The sequence below is a fragment of the Paenibacillus brasilensis genome, from assembly GCF_009363115.1.
GTDB lineage: Bacteria > Bacillota > Bacilli > Paenibacillales > Paenibacillaceae > Paenibacillus > Paenibacillus brasilensis.
The window spans coordinates 4,905,858-4,922,292 of sequence record NZ_CP045298.1 but is presented as its reverse complement, the minus strand read 5'-3'; the positions used below and the strand labels follow the sequence as shown (position 1 = coordinate 4,922,292).

Annotated in this window: 12 protein-coding genes and 3 pseudogenes; 4 read left to right on the top strand and 11 right to left on the bottom strand. The window is 48.7% G+C overall.

Going from position 1 to position 16,435, the window contains the following annotated elements:
* Positions 1-3: 3 nt before the first annotated feature.
* The 4 genes and pseudogenes from GCU48_RS23220 to GCU48_RS23205 form a co-directional block, all read right to left on the bottom strand.
* Complete coding sequence (locus tag GCU48_RS23220; protein WP_152381613.1) at positions 4-882, bottom strand: DNA-binding protein; 879 nt, start codon at positions 880-882, stop codon at positions 4-6.
* Positions 883-988: 106 nt separating this feature from the next.
* A pseudogene (locus tag GCU48_RS23215) lies at positions 989-1,411 on the bottom strand (gamma-glutamyltransferase); the annotation flags it as partial.
* Positions 1,410-2,200 (bottom strand): annotated as a pseudogene (locus GCU48_RS23210) (ABC transporter permease); the annotation flags it as partial. The pseudogenes GCU48_RS23210 and GCU48_RS23215, both read right to left, overlap by 2 nt.
* Positions 2,201-2,230: 30 nt before the next feature.
* Positions 2,231-2,976, bottom strand: a pseudogene (locus GCU48_RS23205) (ABC transporter ATP-binding protein).
* A gap of 320 nt (positions 2,977-3,296) precedes the next feature.
* Here GCU48_RS23205 and GCU48_RS23200 point away from each other — a divergent pair.
* Both GCU48_RS23200 and GCU48_RS23195 read left to right on the top strand, forming a co-directional pair.
* Complete coding sequence (locus GCU48_RS23200) at positions 3,297-3,821, top strand: PucR family transcriptional regulator ligand-binding domain-containing protein (protein WP_152381612.1); 525 nt, start codon at positions 3,297-3,299, stop codon at positions 3,819-3,821.
* 18 nt (positions 3,822-3,839) lie between these two features.
* The gene (locus GCU48_RS23195) at positions 3,840-4,901 is read left to right on the top strand and encodes a PucR family transcriptional regulator (protein ID WP_244316343.1); all 1,062 of its coding nucleotides are present in this window, start codon (positions 3,840-3,842) and stop codon (positions 4,899-4,901) included.
* 225 nt (positions 4,902-5,126) lie between these two features.
* On the opposite strand, the gene GCU48_RS23190 is transcribed toward GCU48_RS23195, so the two are convergent.
* The 7 genes from GCU48_RS23190 to GCU48_RS23160 all read right to left on the bottom strand — a co-directional run bounded on the left by GCU48_RS23190 (position 5,127) and on the right by GCU48_RS23160 (position 13,550).
* Positions 5,127-6,233 carry a Gfo/Idh/MocA family protein gene (locus GCU48_RS23190; RefSeq protein ID WP_152381610.1) on the bottom strand — a complete coding sequence of 369 codons (1,107 nt, stop codon included), beginning with the start codon at positions 6,231-6,233 and terminating at the stop codon, positions 5,127-5,129.
* 75 nt (positions 6,234-6,308) lie between these two features.
* Entirely contained in the window at positions 6,309-7,037 is a 729-nt protein-coding gene (locus GCU48_RS23185) for a ThuA domain-containing protein (protein ID WP_152381609.1), read from the bottom strand.
* A 36-nt stretch (positions 7,038-7,073) separates the two neighbouring features.
* Positions 7,074-8,246: a Gfo/Idh/MocA family protein gene (locus GCU48_RS23180; protein ID WP_152381608.1), complete on the bottom strand. Its 1,173-nt coding sequence runs from the start codon at positions 8,244-8,246 to the stop codon at positions 7,074-7,076.
* A gap of 51 nt (positions 8,247-8,297) precedes the next feature.
* Positions 8,298-9,353, bottom strand: a complete 1,056-nt coding sequence (locus GCU48_RS23175) for a LacI family DNA-binding transcriptional regulator (RefSeq protein ID WP_208812040.1) — start codon at positions 9,351-9,353, stop codon at positions 8,298-8,300.
* 290 nt (positions 9,354-9,643) lie between these two features.
* Entirely contained in the window at positions 9,644-11,245 is a 1,602-nt protein-coding gene (locus GCU48_RS23170; RefSeq protein ID WP_152381606.1) for an alpha-amylase family glycosyl hydrolase, read from the bottom strand.
* A gap of 171 nt (positions 11,246-11,416) precedes the next feature.
* Positions 11,417-12,481 (bottom strand): Gfo/Idh/MocA family oxidoreductase, encoded by a 1,065-nt coding sequence (locus GCU48_RS23165; protein ID WP_152381605.1) that lies wholly within the window; start codon positions 12,479-12,481, stop codon positions 11,417-11,419.
* Between the two features lie 163 nt (positions 12,482-12,644).
* Complete coding sequence (locus tag GCU48_RS23160) at positions 12,645-13,550, bottom strand: AraC family transcriptional regulator (RefSeq protein WP_152381604.1); 906 nt, start codon at positions 13,548-13,550, stop codon at positions 12,645-12,647.
* 260 nt (positions 13,551-13,810) lie between these two features.
* On the opposite strand from GCU48_RS23160, the gene GCU48_RS23155 reads away from it, so the two are divergent.
* Both GCU48_RS23155 and GCU48_RS23150 read left to right on the top strand, forming a co-directional pair.
* Positions 13,811-15,019, top strand: coding sequence for an MFS transporter (locus tag GCU48_RS23155; RefSeq protein ID WP_152381603.1), 1,209 nt, complete (start codon positions 13,811-13,813; stop codon positions 15,017-15,019).
* 172 nt (positions 15,020-15,191) lie between these two features.
* On the top strand, positions 15,192-16,430 hold the full coding sequence (locus GCU48_RS23150; protein WP_152381602.1) for an aspartate aminotransferase family protein: 1,239 nt from the start codon (positions 15,192-15,194) through the stop codon (positions 16,428-16,430).
* Positions 16,431-16,435 lie beyond the last annotated feature (5 nt).

Below are 16,435 nucleotides of genomic sequence, written 5' to 3'. Positions count from 1 at the left end.
ACGCTACCGAGCAGAAACAAAGCTACTGCCATCATACATAATGCCTTTTTCATCTTTTAACACCCTTTCTAGAATAGTTTTGTTCAATACATTATATTCATTTAGCTGTTCTTTAGATGCATGTTCGCTAAACGAAATAAATAATGCATTAATCTTTTTGAATCCCGTATCATCTTTGAGTTTATCAGACATTCTCAAAGCTTTGAGCACTATATTTAGTGCATTGGAATATTTCCCATTTTTGAGGTTATATAGAGCCATAAGATAGAGATGATCTATATAATAACGTATATTGGCTTCCGTTTCATACTCTCCGTCTAAAGAGTCCAGCGTAGGTTCAAATTCTTTCAATGCCCAATCAACGTTATAGTCGTATTTTATAGCTGCTTCCAAGATCGTTATGGTTCCCGGCAACAACTCTTCTTCACTTTGATGTATAAATTGAACATATTCAGGAAGCGTATCCATCTTTCCTTCCAACAAGTCAAGGACGTATGTATTTGCTCGTGCAAACATCCTGAAATGAGCCACATCAGCTTGCCCTTCCTCGTCCAATCCGTATATCCAGCCCAACTCAGTGTACTTTTCGATGCAATCTCTGGCTGCTGCGTAATCGCCCATCTTCTGTAATGCAATACCTTTCATGACCATTGCATATCCAAAATAAAAGGCAATACTTCGTTTAAGTCTTCTAGTATCAACTCTTGGCTGCCCTTTTGCTTGTCTAAGTTGGTCTTCCTCATACAATTCTTTGATTGAGTGGTGGAGTTTATCCGCAATATGCACCATAGCATCCCAATCTTCTAGTGAAAATTCTGCTCGTAACATGTCTGTCAAAAGGTTTATGTCAGTTATTGATTCCAAAACAGATGCATTAAACATATAGCTACCTCCTGATTACATTTTTAACCATACTATAACATATTTGGTCGTTGGTCAATTACGTAGTTAAGTATTATGTGGAAAAAGGTCATGTCCCGTTCCTGGCTCACCAGCCGATGGCCGCTCCATCGCAGCGGGGGTCCGTGCCGCCGATCCGGAAGCCGCTGTCATCAATCAAAATAGCATGCGCGTGCCCCATGGCTCCGGCAAAATCCTCAACCGGTTTTACCGCGTGCCCGGCCAGCTTCAAACGCCGCTGCACTTCTTTATTAATCCGTCCTTCCAGTCTCAGCTCCTGCGTTTCTTCTCCCCATGTTCTGCCCCACACCCAGCGCGGTTCATGCACGGCGGTCTGTGGGTCCATGCCGTAATCGACCACGCGGGTCAGCAGCGCGGTCTGCGTCTGCGGCTGGCCTTCGCCTCCCTGGGTGCCGTATAAAATATACGGCTTCCCATTGCGACAGGCCACCGCCGGCATCAGCGTATGAAACGTTCTCTTGTCCGGTTCAAGCCTGTTCACATGCGAAGGCCGCTAAACCGCAGGCGAACAGGTAAGGAGTTTGCAGGCGGGTTGCCGCAACGGTAATTCCGTATCCGAGTCCACCCTGTCCGCCACCAATGCCTGCAATGTATTCACCCACGATCGCTCCGACAACGGAACTGGAGCATGAAATTTTCAGCCCTGCCATGATGTACGGGAGTGCCGCCGGAAATCGCAGCCTCCAGATTGTTTGCAGTTTGCTCGCATTATACAAATAGAATAAATTTTTCATATTCTGATCCGTTGAGTTCAATCCAATCAGTGTATTCGATAAAATCGGGAAAAAGCTGATCAAGAATGAGATGATCACAATGGCATTGATTCCTGCTCCGAACCAGATCACAATGATCGGCGCTACCGCTACGACCAGAATAGTTTGCAGAATAATGGCGTACGGATATACGCTTTTTTCCACCGTTTTGGACAGCGCAGCAGAATGGCTAATGAAATACCGAGCACTACACTGATCGCAAAACCGATCAACGCCTCTACAATGGTTGTGCTTACCGACGTAATCAGATTCGTGCTGTTGTCGGCAGCGGCTGCCGCAATATCGGATGGCTTGGGCAAAATATACGGAGGCATTCCGAGCATCCGCACGACCATCTCCCATCCGCCGATAAACAGGACAAACACGACTAATGGCGGCAGAATTTTCTTCAGCAGGCCCAGAACCTGATTCTCGCCTGCCAGATAACCGCTGCGGGCAGTTCCCTTTTTGGAAGCCCGGATACCTGCTGCCGTTTCAACGGCTGGATTAGCTGCCATCTCTTCCATTTTCCTTCCCTCTCCTCTCATTGCTGGCTATCAATGCTTCAGCACAGCGGACACGCTGCGTACATATTCACCGAATTCAGGACGGGTCCGGAATTCATCATCCCTCGGATAAGCAAACGGAATATTGATAAAATCCGAAATTTTACCGGTACGGGGCGTCATCACCACTACTTTTGTCGATAGGAATACACTTTCAAACACGTTATGCGTAATGAACAGGACCGACATCTTTTTGTCCTGTTCCCAAATATTCAGCAGTTCATCCTGCAGCGTTGCCTGGTAATTTCATCAAGGGCGCCAAACGGTTCATCCATTAACAGCAACTTGGGTCTGGATATCAACGCTCGTGCAATCGATACCCTCATCTTCATTCCGCCTGACAACTCCCGGGGCAGCACCTTCATATAATCCTTCAGGCCTACCAGCTCAAGAACCCGCTCCCCTTCGGTAATACGCTCCTTTCTGGATACGCCGTGCAAAGTAAGAGGCATGGTGACATTATCAATCAGCTTGGCCCATGGCAGCAGGGTATGCTCCTGAAACACAAAGGCAATCTCATTCTGCTTGCGCGCTTCCTTTGGTGAGGTGCCCAGCACGGACAGATGACCCGAGGTCGGTTCCGTCAAACCGGCAATCATATTAAAAATGGTCGATTTACCGCAACCGGAAGGGCCGACAAAACAGAGAAATTCCCCTTCCCCCACATGCAGATCCGCATGCTGCACGGCTACAGTGCCATTGGGGTAGATTTTGCCGACATCATCGATAACAAGCATGGAGCGGCTGTCCTTTTCGGCCGCAGCCTGTTGATTTTGGGTAAGCTGCATCTGAATCCCCCTCTTCTCTTTGAAGTTGTGTCCTATCATAAAGCTAAAAAATATATATGTAAATATCCCTTACACATTTTTGACTTTTAATCTAACGATATGGGCTTTTTATTGGTTTAAAAACAGAATTATCAGTAAATTGTGTTAACTTATATAACATAAAAAGACAAAAAGGATTGCAGAAATTCGACAAAGGCCTATATAATTGCTTAAAAAGTTACCTCGTGTCCGGGACCTGAATTATATACGCATCATGGGAGTGATTTAATATGCATTTAACTGTAGAAGATGCCTTGACGGTCTATCCGTTATCGGAAGGGAAGCTGGCAGCCGGTAAAAAAGGAATTTCCCGAACAATCAGCTCCATTAATTTGATGGATGCGCCGGATGTGATCAATTGGATGAAAGAAGAGGAGCTGCTGCTGACTACGGCTTATGCGATCAGGGATTCACCCGAGGAATTTGTCAATTTGCTGCAAAAGCTGAATGAACGGGGAGCCTCCGGGCTTGGCATCAAGCTTGGCCGCTACTGGGTGGAAATTCCAGAGATTGCCCTGATTGAAGCCGATCGGTTGGGCTTCCCCCTAATTGAGCTCCCTTTTGAATTCACCTTCTCCGAGCAGATCACCGCTCTCTTCCAATCTGAGTTCCAACGCGATACCCGCAGGCTGAATGAATTGCTTGAAACGCAGAAGAAGCTGGTTGATTTTGCGATGCAGGCGGATGAGTACACCAATTATTTTCAAAGCATCACAAGCATTTTGGGGCGCCCTGTAGCCATCGTCACCTCTTAGGGACAGACCTTGTATAACGTGACACACTGTTCCGAAATGGAGCTGTTGAGCGACTGGCCCTGGCATCAGGACCATCGGTTTTATAAGGCAGCCAACAACCTGTTGTATCGGGTCCCCCTGCTGAAGAATGGAAAATCATACGGTTACTTGCTTGTTCAGACCGAAAATCTGCTGGAAGTACATGACATGGAGGGAATTTTTCACCAGGCTGCCGTTATTCTTTCTTATCATCTGGAGGTCATCCGGAATCAGGAGGCTTCTGCGGCAGGCAGTCGTCTTGGCACGGCCATGGAACGTTACTTGAAGGGAAACGCCTCCCGAAAAACGGTGCTCGAATTTGCCGAAGCGTTGGGAAGCACATTTTGGAGCACTCCCTACGTATGCATGGTATCTTCCACAAGAGCTGATGCATGGGACCATGAGAGTCAGCGCCGCAGACTGAGGGAGATTCAGGATAAGCTTCAGGACCATCCCAAGACGGCCTCCTTGGAATCCCATCATTTCTATGTGATGAACCGCGTATATTCCCTCTTTCCCATTCCGGAAGAGGAGGCCAAGGAGCGCAGGCAGTATGAGAATTACGCACGTTTGTGTGCGGATTTGATGTATGCATGGGAGCACGGAGCAGGAGCAGGGACATGTTATATCAGCAAAGTCAGAATGCGTATGGAGGAGTTTATCGACGGCTTCCGGGAGTGCGCCGAGGCCGAGAGAATCAGCACGGAGCTTGGTTTAAGCGAACCGGTTGTCATGTTTGCCGACCTGGAATTCATTTATCTCTTCAAGCATATTCCGCAGGAGGTTATGAGCAGGTACTGCTCTTATTTATTCCGTCCACTGCTGGACAAGGACGGGGAGTACGCCGGCGAGATGATGCACACGCTTGAAACCTATTTCGTCAACAACGGCCAGGTGAATGAAACCCCGCGTGAGCTGTTTATCCATCGCAACACGGTGTTATACAGGCTGGAGAAAATTTCGGGGCTGCTGAATCTGGATTTGAAGAATACCGACCACCTGCTGCTGTTAAAGCTGGGGCTTATGTTCAGGCATTTGATGCCGCCCGACAGACAGGCTTGATTTGAAAATAGCCCGAATGCACTCCTTGTACATCGAAACGAAGAATGTTCCAGAAGTTGGACTAAGGAGACTCTAAAACCACGGTCAAAGTGGAGCTGGAGTCTCCTTTTTCTTAGGAATGAACATTCAAAGCGGGATGTGAAAAATTCAAAAAACGACTTTTGGGACAGCCCTTTCAGTCTTGTAAGTTTTGATGCCGCGGATCAGTATCAGGCTGACATTACTTTACGTATCCAACGTATACAAGGGCAGGTTATCCGGCAAAGCCGCCGGGCGCAGGCATGTGCTCTGCATCGGATAGAATGTCTGCTCATCGGAGGAATCATGGAACGCCCACATCGCCTCCAGCACATGGTAGGCCAATTCACCGCTGGCGCGATGAGGCCGTCCGCTACGGACAGCGTAGGCCATATCGGCAACCCCGATGCCCCGTGTGTTCTCCTGGTAGCCCGGCAGCAGCGGCGCCTCTGTCCATTTCTGCTCGCCCAGCAGCCTGTAGCGAACTGGCCCTCCGAATGTGTTCGGGTCAGGCACCTGCAGCGTTCCATGAGTACCATATACCTCGATCGGTGGCAAAGTGCTTCCACCAAAGATGTCAAAGCTGGTAATCAGCGTACCGACAGCTCCCTGCTCGAAGCGCAGCAATCCGGCCACATGAGTTGGAATGTCAACAGGGATGGTCTGGCCTCTCTTTTTCTCGCTCGTAATCGTTCGCTGATCCATCGCCTTGCTCGTCATGCCGGAGATGGTGGCAATCGGACCAAGCAATTGCACCAGCGCCGTCAAATAATAAGGCCCCATATCAAACATCGGGCCGCCGCCGACAGCATAATAAAATTCAGGATCAGGATGCCAATGTTCATGTCCACGGCTCATCATGAAGGCCGTAGCGGCTACCGGACTGCCAATAATCCCGTCCTCTATCAGCTTCAATGACGTCTGTATGCCAGAGCCGAAGAAGGTCTCCGGCGCACAGCCGACAAGCAGGCCCTTGCGGCGCGCCAGCTCCAAGACAGACTGGCCTTGCTCACGGGTGACCGCAAGCGGCTTCTCCACATAGACATGCTTGCCTGCCTCAAGGGCTTTGAGGCTTACATCGGCGTGAACAGCCGGAATGGTCAAATTAATGATGAGTTCGATCTCCGGATCAGCTAGAATCTCATCTACCGAGTATACGTTTGGAACGTTGTATGCTGCCGCCTGCTCCTCTGCTCGGCCCTGGTCCAGATCCGCTACTGCGGATAGCTCCAGAATATCGAAGCGATGGCAATTTTCCATGTAAATTCCGCTGATTTTACCACAACCGATAATGCCCACTTTCATTTTGTTCATGCCTGGACTCCCTTCATCTTCAGAAAAATGGATAATGGCACATCCCTTACTGCATCCGACACCATCCTGTCCGCGCTACCGCTGCTGGCTGTCTGCCATGCCCGTATAAGCCTTTGCCAGAGAGCTGCCCCGGGCAGCCGCGGTTTGTTTGCCTGCCGCAGCCCACAGGAACCCGCTACGCATCATCTTGGTCACTTGAGGCATATCTATGATATCCGCGTGGTGTCCCAGCGAATTATAGAAAACGCGGCCGTTCCCCCAGCGCTTCGTCCATACAACGGGCATATCCACCGGCCCATTGGCCGAATGCGGTCCCGGTACGACCGGGAAGCATGTGGTTGCCAGCACTTCAACTGCCGGGTCTATGTGGAGATAGTACTGCTCGCTTTTGACTTGAAAATCCTCAATATGGTCCAGCAACGGGCTGGAGCCGCGCTTCATATTCACCATATACTCCACCCCGTCATTGCCAGGATGTGCAACCCATTGCCCGCCTGTCATAAACTGCCAGTCCACATTGTTCCGGAAGGCATCACACATGCCGCCATGGCAGCCTGCCAGGCCTACGCCGCTCTGAACCGCTGCTGAAACATTATCGACCAGCTCCTGCTTAATCTGTCCCATGGTCCACAACGGAACAATCAGATCCAGGCCAAGCAGCTTCTCTGCATCCTGATAGGCTTCAAGGGTGTCAGACACCTCCACCTCGAACTGCTCTTCCTTCAGAATCCGTTCCAAAATGGCCGCCACCTGCTCCGGCTCATGTCCGTCCCAACCGCCCCATACAATCAGCGCCTTGCTCATCTATAATCCACTCACCTTTCAGAATGTGATGTTATTTTACATTTCTTCAATGGATACCCAGCGGCGTTCCTCTATGGATCGTTCCACTGCTTCAAGCACGGCCTGGCATGCGACCCCGTCGTGGAAGTTCGGTACAGGTTGCCGTCCTTCGGAGATGGCATTCAACATCTCAAGCATCTCGTGGGTGAAGGTATGCTCGAATCCGATCGTATGTCCGGAAGGCCACCAGGCCTCGGAGTACTTATGTGCCGGATCGGTGGCGAGTACGCGGCGGAAGCCCTGAACACTCTCCTCATCCTGCGTGAAATACACTTCCAGTTCGTTCATCCGTTCAAAGTCAAACCGCACACTGCCAAGACTACCGTTAATCTCGAATGAATTTGTGCTCCGGTGTCCGGCCGCAAACCGTGTGGCCTCGAAGCTGCCTAGCGCACCTCCGGCGAAACGTGCCAGGAACAGCGTGGCATCATCGACCTTTACTTCCCCCATCGGCGCATTCGCCCCGGCACTGCCCTTGGCGCTCAATCCGGTCATCTCCAAAGCCAGCGGGCGCTGCTTGATGAACGTCTCGCTCATGCCGATCACTTCATGGAACTCGCCGACCAGGAAACGGGCGAGATCAATCAGATGGGCGCCAAGATCACCATGAGAGCCAGAACCGGCCACTTCCTTTTGCAACCGCCAGACCAGCGGGAAAGACGGGTCCATGATCCAGTCCTGAAGGAAAAAGGCTCGGAAGTGATAGATTTTGCCTAGGCGACCGCTCTCGACTAGCTGCTTCGCCAGCTGGACAGCCGGGGAGAAGCGGTAATTGAAGCCGATCATATGGCTGACGCCCGCCTCCTCCGCTGCCTGCAGCATGTCACGGGAATCCGCCAGCGAGAGTGCAAGCGGCTTCTCACAGAACAGATGCTTGCCATGGAGGGCAGCCTCAACGACAATTTCCTTATGAACATCACTTGGTGCGTTGATATCAATGAGATCAATATCGTTACGTTTCACCAGATCACGCCAATCGGTAACACTCTCGCTCCAGCCGAACTGGCGAGCGGCCACCTGAACCCCCTGTTCGTTGCGTCCACAGATGACGGACATCTCCGGCTGTAGCGGGGCACTTGGGAAGAACATAGGCAGACTGCGGTAAGCGTTGCTGTGCGCCTTGCCCATAAATTTATAGCCAACCATTCCGATACGAAGACGATTAGACATGTCGATACCCTCCTTTTGGATCTGAGTTCCAACCCATTGTTGACGGTGCGGTTATTGACGAATGGATGACGCCCTGATAATCAGCTCCGTGGACAAAAGCTCTCTTATCGAGGCGCACCTGGTCAGCGCCAGGGCTGGAATTCGGTCCTGAGAATCCGGTATAAGCTTCGAAGCGGCAAGCTCCCCCATCGCATAAAAGGGAACACGAACACTGCTCAGCGGCGGAACGACCATCTCGGCCGCATCCGAATCATCATAGCCCACAAACGCCGGGAATCGGTCTACTCCCAGTCCGCGCTCGCGCAGACCCTGCATCACTCCGATCGCCATCCGGTCATTCGCTGCAAATACGGCATCAATATCATTTAGCCTGCCTGCGATTGTAGCCGATGCTTCGAGCCCGCTTCGACGGCTGTAATTGCCCTCCAGAAGCAGATCGTGATCATATTCAATACCCGCCTCCTGAAGCGCGGTGCGGTACCCCTTCAATCGTTCAGTACTGTTGGAATAGATATCCGGGCCGTTGAGAAAGGCAATCCGCTTGCACCCCTGCTCAATGAGGTGACTAACAGCCGTCCGGCTTCCCTCCACATGGTTTGCATCCACTTCACAGAACGACTGTCCTGTAAAATGATGATTCGTGACGCAGAACGGACGACCTTCTTCCTGAAGTCTCTTAAGCGCTTCCAATTCATCGTGGTCATCCCTGGCTCCAAGAATGATACAGGCATCGACCTTTTGCTGGCGGAAAAGACCGCTGTAATCCATCCCTTCCCCTGGCTTCCGGAACAATAGTAGCAGATCGTGCCCGCTGTCCCTGGCCTTGCTTCCGATGCCACTCAGCATCTCGGAAAAAAAATAGGCTGAGAACAGGTGCGCCTTTGGTACATAAGGCATAACCACACCAAGATGACCACTCTTGCTTCGGGCAAAGTTGCGGGCAAGCGCACTGGGAACATATCCAAGCTGATTGGCTGCGTCCAGAACCCTTCTCCGCGTCTCTTCCTTGATGGGACCGGCCGCGTTCAGTACCCGCGACACCGTCGCTTCAGACACGCCGGCGAACTCTGCTACTTCCTTGCGCGATGCGATATTACCCACCTCCAGTTATTCAATGTACGCGCGTACATTTTTTCATGCAGTCATCACTCTGTCAATCCCAAAGTTATCCGTTAACCATCTCTCGTTCTTTTTTGTACTGCTTTTGACCTTAACGTGATCGTATTTCTTTTCCCATTTTTATTTCTCCTTGTTTTAGGCACAAAAACAAGAGAACGCAAAAAAATATTCATACCCTGTAAAATTTTTTTTGCGTTCTCATTTGTAACGATAGTTTTAAAAATATAGTTTTTTCCAGCTTCATCCATTTCTGTATTTTACATCAGCTTTGTGGATGTTCAGCTCTTTCTATCTTCTTTGGTAATCAGAGAACTATAGGCTGGAATTTCGATCGTTCCTTTCTTCACCTTTACATCCTCCGATGTGGAGAAGACCACTTTCCATTTGCCCTTAACCAAATCTTTAATCTGCAGGGTAACCGACTCTCCGGACAGGTTATGAAATACATGTAATGTTTCTTTGCCTGAAGTGCGTTTATATGCGGTTACGCTGGCAGTTCCTGTTTGGATCGTTTCCAGACTGTCGCTGCGGAGAGATTCATGTTCTTCCCTCAGACGGATGAGCGTGCGGTAGCTTTGTAGCAGAGAATCATCATTCCGAAACTGCGCTTCAACCGATACCTCGCCTGTGTTGTATTTGGGTTTCTCCCACGTCGTTTGACCGGGGCCATCTCCCTTGTACCAGCGCATAGGCTCTCGTAAATACTCATCAGGCTTTTCACCCTTCATCCCGATTTCTTCCCCGTAATAAAGGAACGGCTGCCCTGGCAACGTCAAAAGAATCGAAGCGGCCAGCTTGGCTTTTCGCACATCCCCGCCCAGTTCGCTCATGACACGGGTCTGATCATGGTTGCTCAGGAATGGAGCATCGAGTGCCGCCTTATTGTACGATTTGTACAATTTCAGCGTTTTCTCGGCGAATGTCGCAATCCCCTGATCCCGACCATTTTTTATGGAATTCAACATCGTTCCGCCCAGGTCAAAATTAAAGAGGGAGTGAAGCGGTCCGAAGTAAGGAGCTATCGTCTCCGGTTTGTCCCATACCTCCCCTGCGAGATATACATTTGGATTTACCTTCTCCATCTCAGAGCGGAACTCATTCCACCAGGCGATGTTTTTATCGGCCCCCTCCTTTGTCTGTCCTTTAAAAATATGCATCGCTGCGTCAAGCCGGAACCCGTCTGCACCCTGCTGCAGCCAATACTTGCCGACCTTGATCATTTCTTCACGAACCTCGGGATTGTCAAAGTTCAAATCCGGCATTCCTGACCAGAATGTTCCGTAGAAATACCCTTCACCATTCGTATTCTTATGCCATACCTGTTGTCCCCATGAGCCTTTTTCATCTAGATCAGTGTTCTTATCTGCCCATACGTAATAGTCGCGATATTTGCTTTGCGGGTTGGCGCTGGCCTCCTTGAACCAAGGATGATCGCTACTCGAATGATTGATAACAAGATCCATGATCACCTTGATGCCTTTTCGGTGCGCTTCTTTCATCAAGGTGCGGAAATCATTCAGATTTCCATACTGAGGATCCACTTGATAGTAGTCGGTTACATCGTATTTATGGTAGCTTGGGGACGGATTGAGTGGCATGAGCCAGAGACCGCTGATCTGTAGATCCTGACCCGAGCTTGGCTTGCCGTCGTTTAGGTAATCAAGCTTTTGTGTAATCCCTTTCAAGTCACCATGCCCGTCTCCATTCGAATCATAAAAAGAATTAATATAAATTTCATAAAACACGCCGCTTCCAGTAGAAACTGGAGGCTTATGCCCGTTCATTTCCTGCTCGGCCATTGCACCTGAAGCGAACATCATGAGCATAGGCACCGTTAACATGGCGGTGGACAATTTTCTTAAGCGTTTGTTGCGTGTCAAAACATATCAACTCCTTTAATCGTTATGGATGCGTCTCCATTATAAAGAGAAAAAATCCAAAAAAGGAGGATGTTATTATCTGCTTTGGTGGAAAATATCGATCTTTTTGTTTTATTTCTGTTCAGATCCGCTATATATCTCTCTTGTGGCAGAACTAAAAATAGAGCTGATTTAAATCGTTCTTTGAATCACGCTTTTGGTTGCTGCCGCCTCAAAAATCGTCTCAATCAACACCAGCACACGGTGTACTTCTTCGCTTTTGATCGCAAGCTCGGCTTTTCCTTCGATAGAGGAGACAAAATTTTCATAAAAGCTTTCTGTTGCAGCAGTTAATTCTTGAATCGGGAACTTAAGGGTGGATTCCTCAGACGGTGGCGCCATCGTTTTTGTCAATCCTTGACCTGCTCGAATCGGTTTGGGTTCCACATGAGCAACATCGGGATTTCGGGTGACGATTTCTCCACTTAAATCCCAATCCCTGATCACTGCGGTCCCTTCGGTTCCTTTAATATACCAACGTGGCAGCTTTACGTAATTGGTCGTCCCCACTTCAATGACTGCTGTCAGACCGTCCTTGAACTCAATAAAGCTGGTAAAGCCGTCATCCACTTCGGTCCCCAAAATATAGCTTAAGGTTGCAGTAACGCTCTCTATTTGGCTATCTGTAATCAGAAGCAGCTGGTCCAACAGATGAACTCCCCAATCCAGCAGCATTCCTCCTCCATAAGCCTTTAGTTGCCGCCAATCCCCTGGAATACCGTTTGCCCCCTGAACCCGTGATTCCAGATGGAAAAGCTCACCCACGTTCTTCTTGCTGATTATATCTTTGATAATCCGGAAATCTTCATCCCATCGGCGGTTCTGGTGAACCGTAAACGCGCGGTTTTCTTTCTTCGCCACCTCGACAATGTCCAGAAAATCCGCGCTCGTTATCGTAACCGGCTTTTCACATATGACATGCTTTCCGGCTTGCAGTGCCTGGATTGCGATTTCTTTATGCACGTCATTAGGCGTTGCTATCAAAACAATATCCACAGCCTGATCGGTCAGAACGGCATCCAGACTGGCGTAGGTTTTATAGCCGGCAGCCGCCGCCAATTCCATACGGTAGTCGACAATATCATACACACCGGCTATGGCAAGTTGCTGAACAGGTTCGATCAGTTGAACATGGTAGCTTCCCATGCCTCCATAACCGATAATGACTACATTATATATCCGATTTTCCATTTTCATTTTCCTTTCACTCCTGAATTAGCCCACCAGATATCAAGCGGTTGCTACGGATCGAAAACGATTGTAGATTGATTGCAATATAATATGCCCATAAATCCGCAAAGCTTTGATTATGTCATCGTAGATCTCCTTTCACTTCGTGGATAGCTCTATCATACAAATCTCATGAAAAGCTTTCTTCCTCATTTCTTGCCGTTTTATTCCCGAATATTGTCCTGCGGTATTTCAATGGTGATGTGCCTGTTGCTTCCTTAAAAAGATGATGAAATGTCTTCACGCTGCTGAAACCTGCAGCCTCTGCAACCTCGGTGATCGGATTGTTTTCATTCAGCAAAATCCATTTGGCCTTATTCAGCCTGTATTCATTCAAAAATGATACAAAGGTCATCCCCGTATTCTTCTTAAACAGCCTAGCGAAATAATGGGGACTGAACCCCATATATTCAGCTACATTCCTCAGCGAAATGGTTTCATGAAAATGGCATTCCACATATTCAAAAATACGCTCCAGTTTGTAAAGCATGTCCTTAGATTGTGTTAAGTTTCTTTCAGAGATTGCGGGAAGTCTTGTCACTCTTCTCGGTACTTCCCGCAAAATAAGAGTCAACATCTCAAACAGTTTGGCTTTGATCATATAGGCATAACCTTCTCGGCGGCGGACATTCTCATCATAAATACTTTGAATCAGCGGAAGCATCTTAGCTGCTGTTTCTTTTGACCATTTCCAACTCGATTGTTCCATCTCCGTAAATATAGATCTAAGAGAGCGCTTCTGATCCCTTAATGTGGATACCTCCTGAAAAAAGCTCAAATCAAATTGAATAACCACCCGTTCGCTGTCAGGAGAAGCCAAAAAATAATGAACATCACCACCATTTATAAATTGTACTTCGCCCTGTTTCATACGTATCGAAATATCGTTAATTCCCAGATCCAAGGTTCCCTGGGTGACATAAATAATTTCAATTTCTTTATGCCAATGAGGATCACATAGCACGTCGCCTTTATTAATAAAACTCCGGAAAGGAAAATGTCTATCAAGCTCCGGAATCTCTAAGTACAAATTCATTTTGGTAGACTCCTTTTGTCGTAAAATTAATTCAAAAAAATTCTCTTCTCAATTCTCTCCCCTTTGAATTGTAAGCGTTTTATATTCTTTTTTCCATCACAATAGTTACAGCTACTATCAAGCAAAAACAATTGGTATTCATAAAAATATGACAATTTTTTTTACATTTTTTATATAAATACATATATACTTTTCCATATAAATGGTATAATCTAGTAAGAGGACAGCATTCATTAAATATAACTATGGAGGGAGAGGCCTTGAAGAGACTATTCGCTTTAAGTTGTGCTTTCTATCTGTTAATCGGCGTCACCAGCGTGCTTCTAGGAGCATTACTGCCGGTTCTGCTGCCTCACTATGGACGGGGATACAGCGATGGCGGATTACTGCTGTTTCTGCAGTTTTTCGGATTCCTTGTCGGCGTTCTCCTCTCCCCTTTGATGGCTCTGCATATCGGTCGCAAGTCGGTGCTGTCCATTGCTCTGGTCAGTATCTTAACAGCTTGTGCCATCCTGGGTCTACTTCCCTCATGGACCTGGGTCATCGTAATGACCATCTGGGTTGGCTTCGGCTCAGGTATCATTGAATCATCCATCGGAGCATTCACGATTGAGTTCACTGAGGAGCAGAAAGCCGTGGCCATGTCCAAGCTGGATGTTTATTTTGCACTTGGTGCACTGCTCATTCCGGCAGTAGTAAGCCTGTATATCTGGCTTGGAATGTGGTATCTGACCTTCTACACCATCTCCCTTCTAACGCTTATCATAGCGCTGTTCTGGCTTACAATGCCTGCCTCCTCCTCTTCCCATCTTGCCCAAGCAGATCTCCGAACCTCTGAACGTTCTGTCGAACAAGCCCGGTACTCGGGACAGCACCGTATGTTGCTGGGCATCTTCATTGTATTCTTCTTTGTATATATGGGTCTTGAACTGGGGCTCATGAACTTCCTGCCCTCTATTCTGATCGAGACGCTGCAGCTTCGGGAATCCGTAGCCTCGCTGGGTGTCAGCCTGCTCTGGATTGCAATGATCATCGGCCGTATGTTCTCAGGAAGGATTGCAGAGTCATCAGGATATATTCCTTTCCTGCTGTGGAGCGTAATCGGAACTTTCTGCTTCTTAGTTGCCATGGTGTTTGTAACCAACCAGTGGGCTACATATCTTCTGGTTTTTGGTGCAGGGTTATTCATGTCCGGTCTCTTCTGTATCGCGCTTGTCTATGCGAACATGCTGATTCCCGGAATGACCGAGCGAACCACCAGCATTCTAATTGCTTCGGGCGGAATTGGCGGTTCGGTGCTTCAATATGTAATAGGCTGGAGCATGAGCGAATGGCCGGTGACTGCTACCCTCTGGATTCTTGGGGCTTTTAGTCTAATTCTACTGCTTGCGGTTATTCTTTCACATCTGTGGAATGGCAGGAGCAGCCGGGTAGTTGAATCCCTTGGTCATCAGGGCAAGGAAGGATGAGATCATTTTATCTTTGGGGGAGGTGAGGCCTGCCGCGTCATACTGCAACAAAGGCTGAGATCGCTTTGTTATTGGGGGAGGTGATGTCTGCTGCGTTTCGCTGCAACAGGGGCTGTACTTTTAAAGATGTACTTATATGAGAAATGTATATCTGATATGGAGGGAAAGTATTGTGCAAACCTTAACCAAAGAACGCTTCAGATACGGAAATGGCATTACTCTGATTGACGATTCAGGTAAGGAGTATTTGGATGGTGTATCCGGCACCTTCAACCTGTCGCTCGGTTATAATCACCCTCATGTCGTTACCAAAGTACAGGAACAAGTCGCCAATCTTGCCCATATGTCCTCATCCTTTACCGAGCCTTACGTCGAGGAGGTCCTGGATCATTTGATCCAGTATACGCCGAACGGCATCGACGCGGGATGGATGAGAGATATTACCGGCTCCACGGCGAACGAATGTGCTGTGAAGCTCGCCCAGAAATATACCGGAGAACTGGATATAATCAGCCTGTATCTTTCTCATCATGGGCAGACCCAGTTTGCAACAGGCATATCCGGTAACGCCTTCCGGCGGAGGAAATTTCCCAACTCGGCTGCAGCAAACTCCCTCCATGTGCCTGCTCCCTACTGCTATCGCTGCCCGTTTAATTCTTCACCTGACAAATGTGGACATCAATGCGTCGAAGCCATATCGGATGCCATTGAATATGCAAGCTCAGGCTCTGTGGCTTGCATGATTATTGAACCCATCCTAGGCAATGGAGGCAATATCATCCCTCCTCCGGGATATTTCAAGCGTCTCCGTCAGTTGTGCAACGAGTACGGGCTGATTCTGATCGCTGACGAGGTACAGACAGGGATTGGGCGGACAGGCTACATGTTCGCAAGTGAGCTGTTTGATATCCAGCCGGATATCATTACCCTCGCCAAGGGTCTGGGCGGCATCGGTGTTCCGGTTGCAGCAGTACTGATGCAGTCTCGTCTCAATGTTCTGGAGAAACACGAGCACTCATTCACCTCGGGCAGCAATCTGATCTCAGTCACGGCAGCCAAATCCACGCTGGAGGTTGTGTCCGAGCCTGGTTTTCTGGAAGCCGTTCGCTCGAAAGGAAGCCTGCTCGGGACCCTGCTGACAGAGTTGGCCGACAAGCATGACTGCATCGGGGAGGCTCGCGGCGTCGGACTGATGTGGGGATTGGAGATTGTCGACAAGGATGATGCCCCGGACGCAATCAAGTGCAATGGGATTATCGACCGAGCTTTTGCAGAACAACAGCTGATTCTCAGAGGTTCCCGTTATGGTTACGGCAATGTGGTCAAAGTGAGACCTTCTCTCACAGTTACGGAAGACGAGATTGTCGAAATTGTCAAGCGGCTTGACGCCGTTTTGGCCACCCTTCACTAACTATC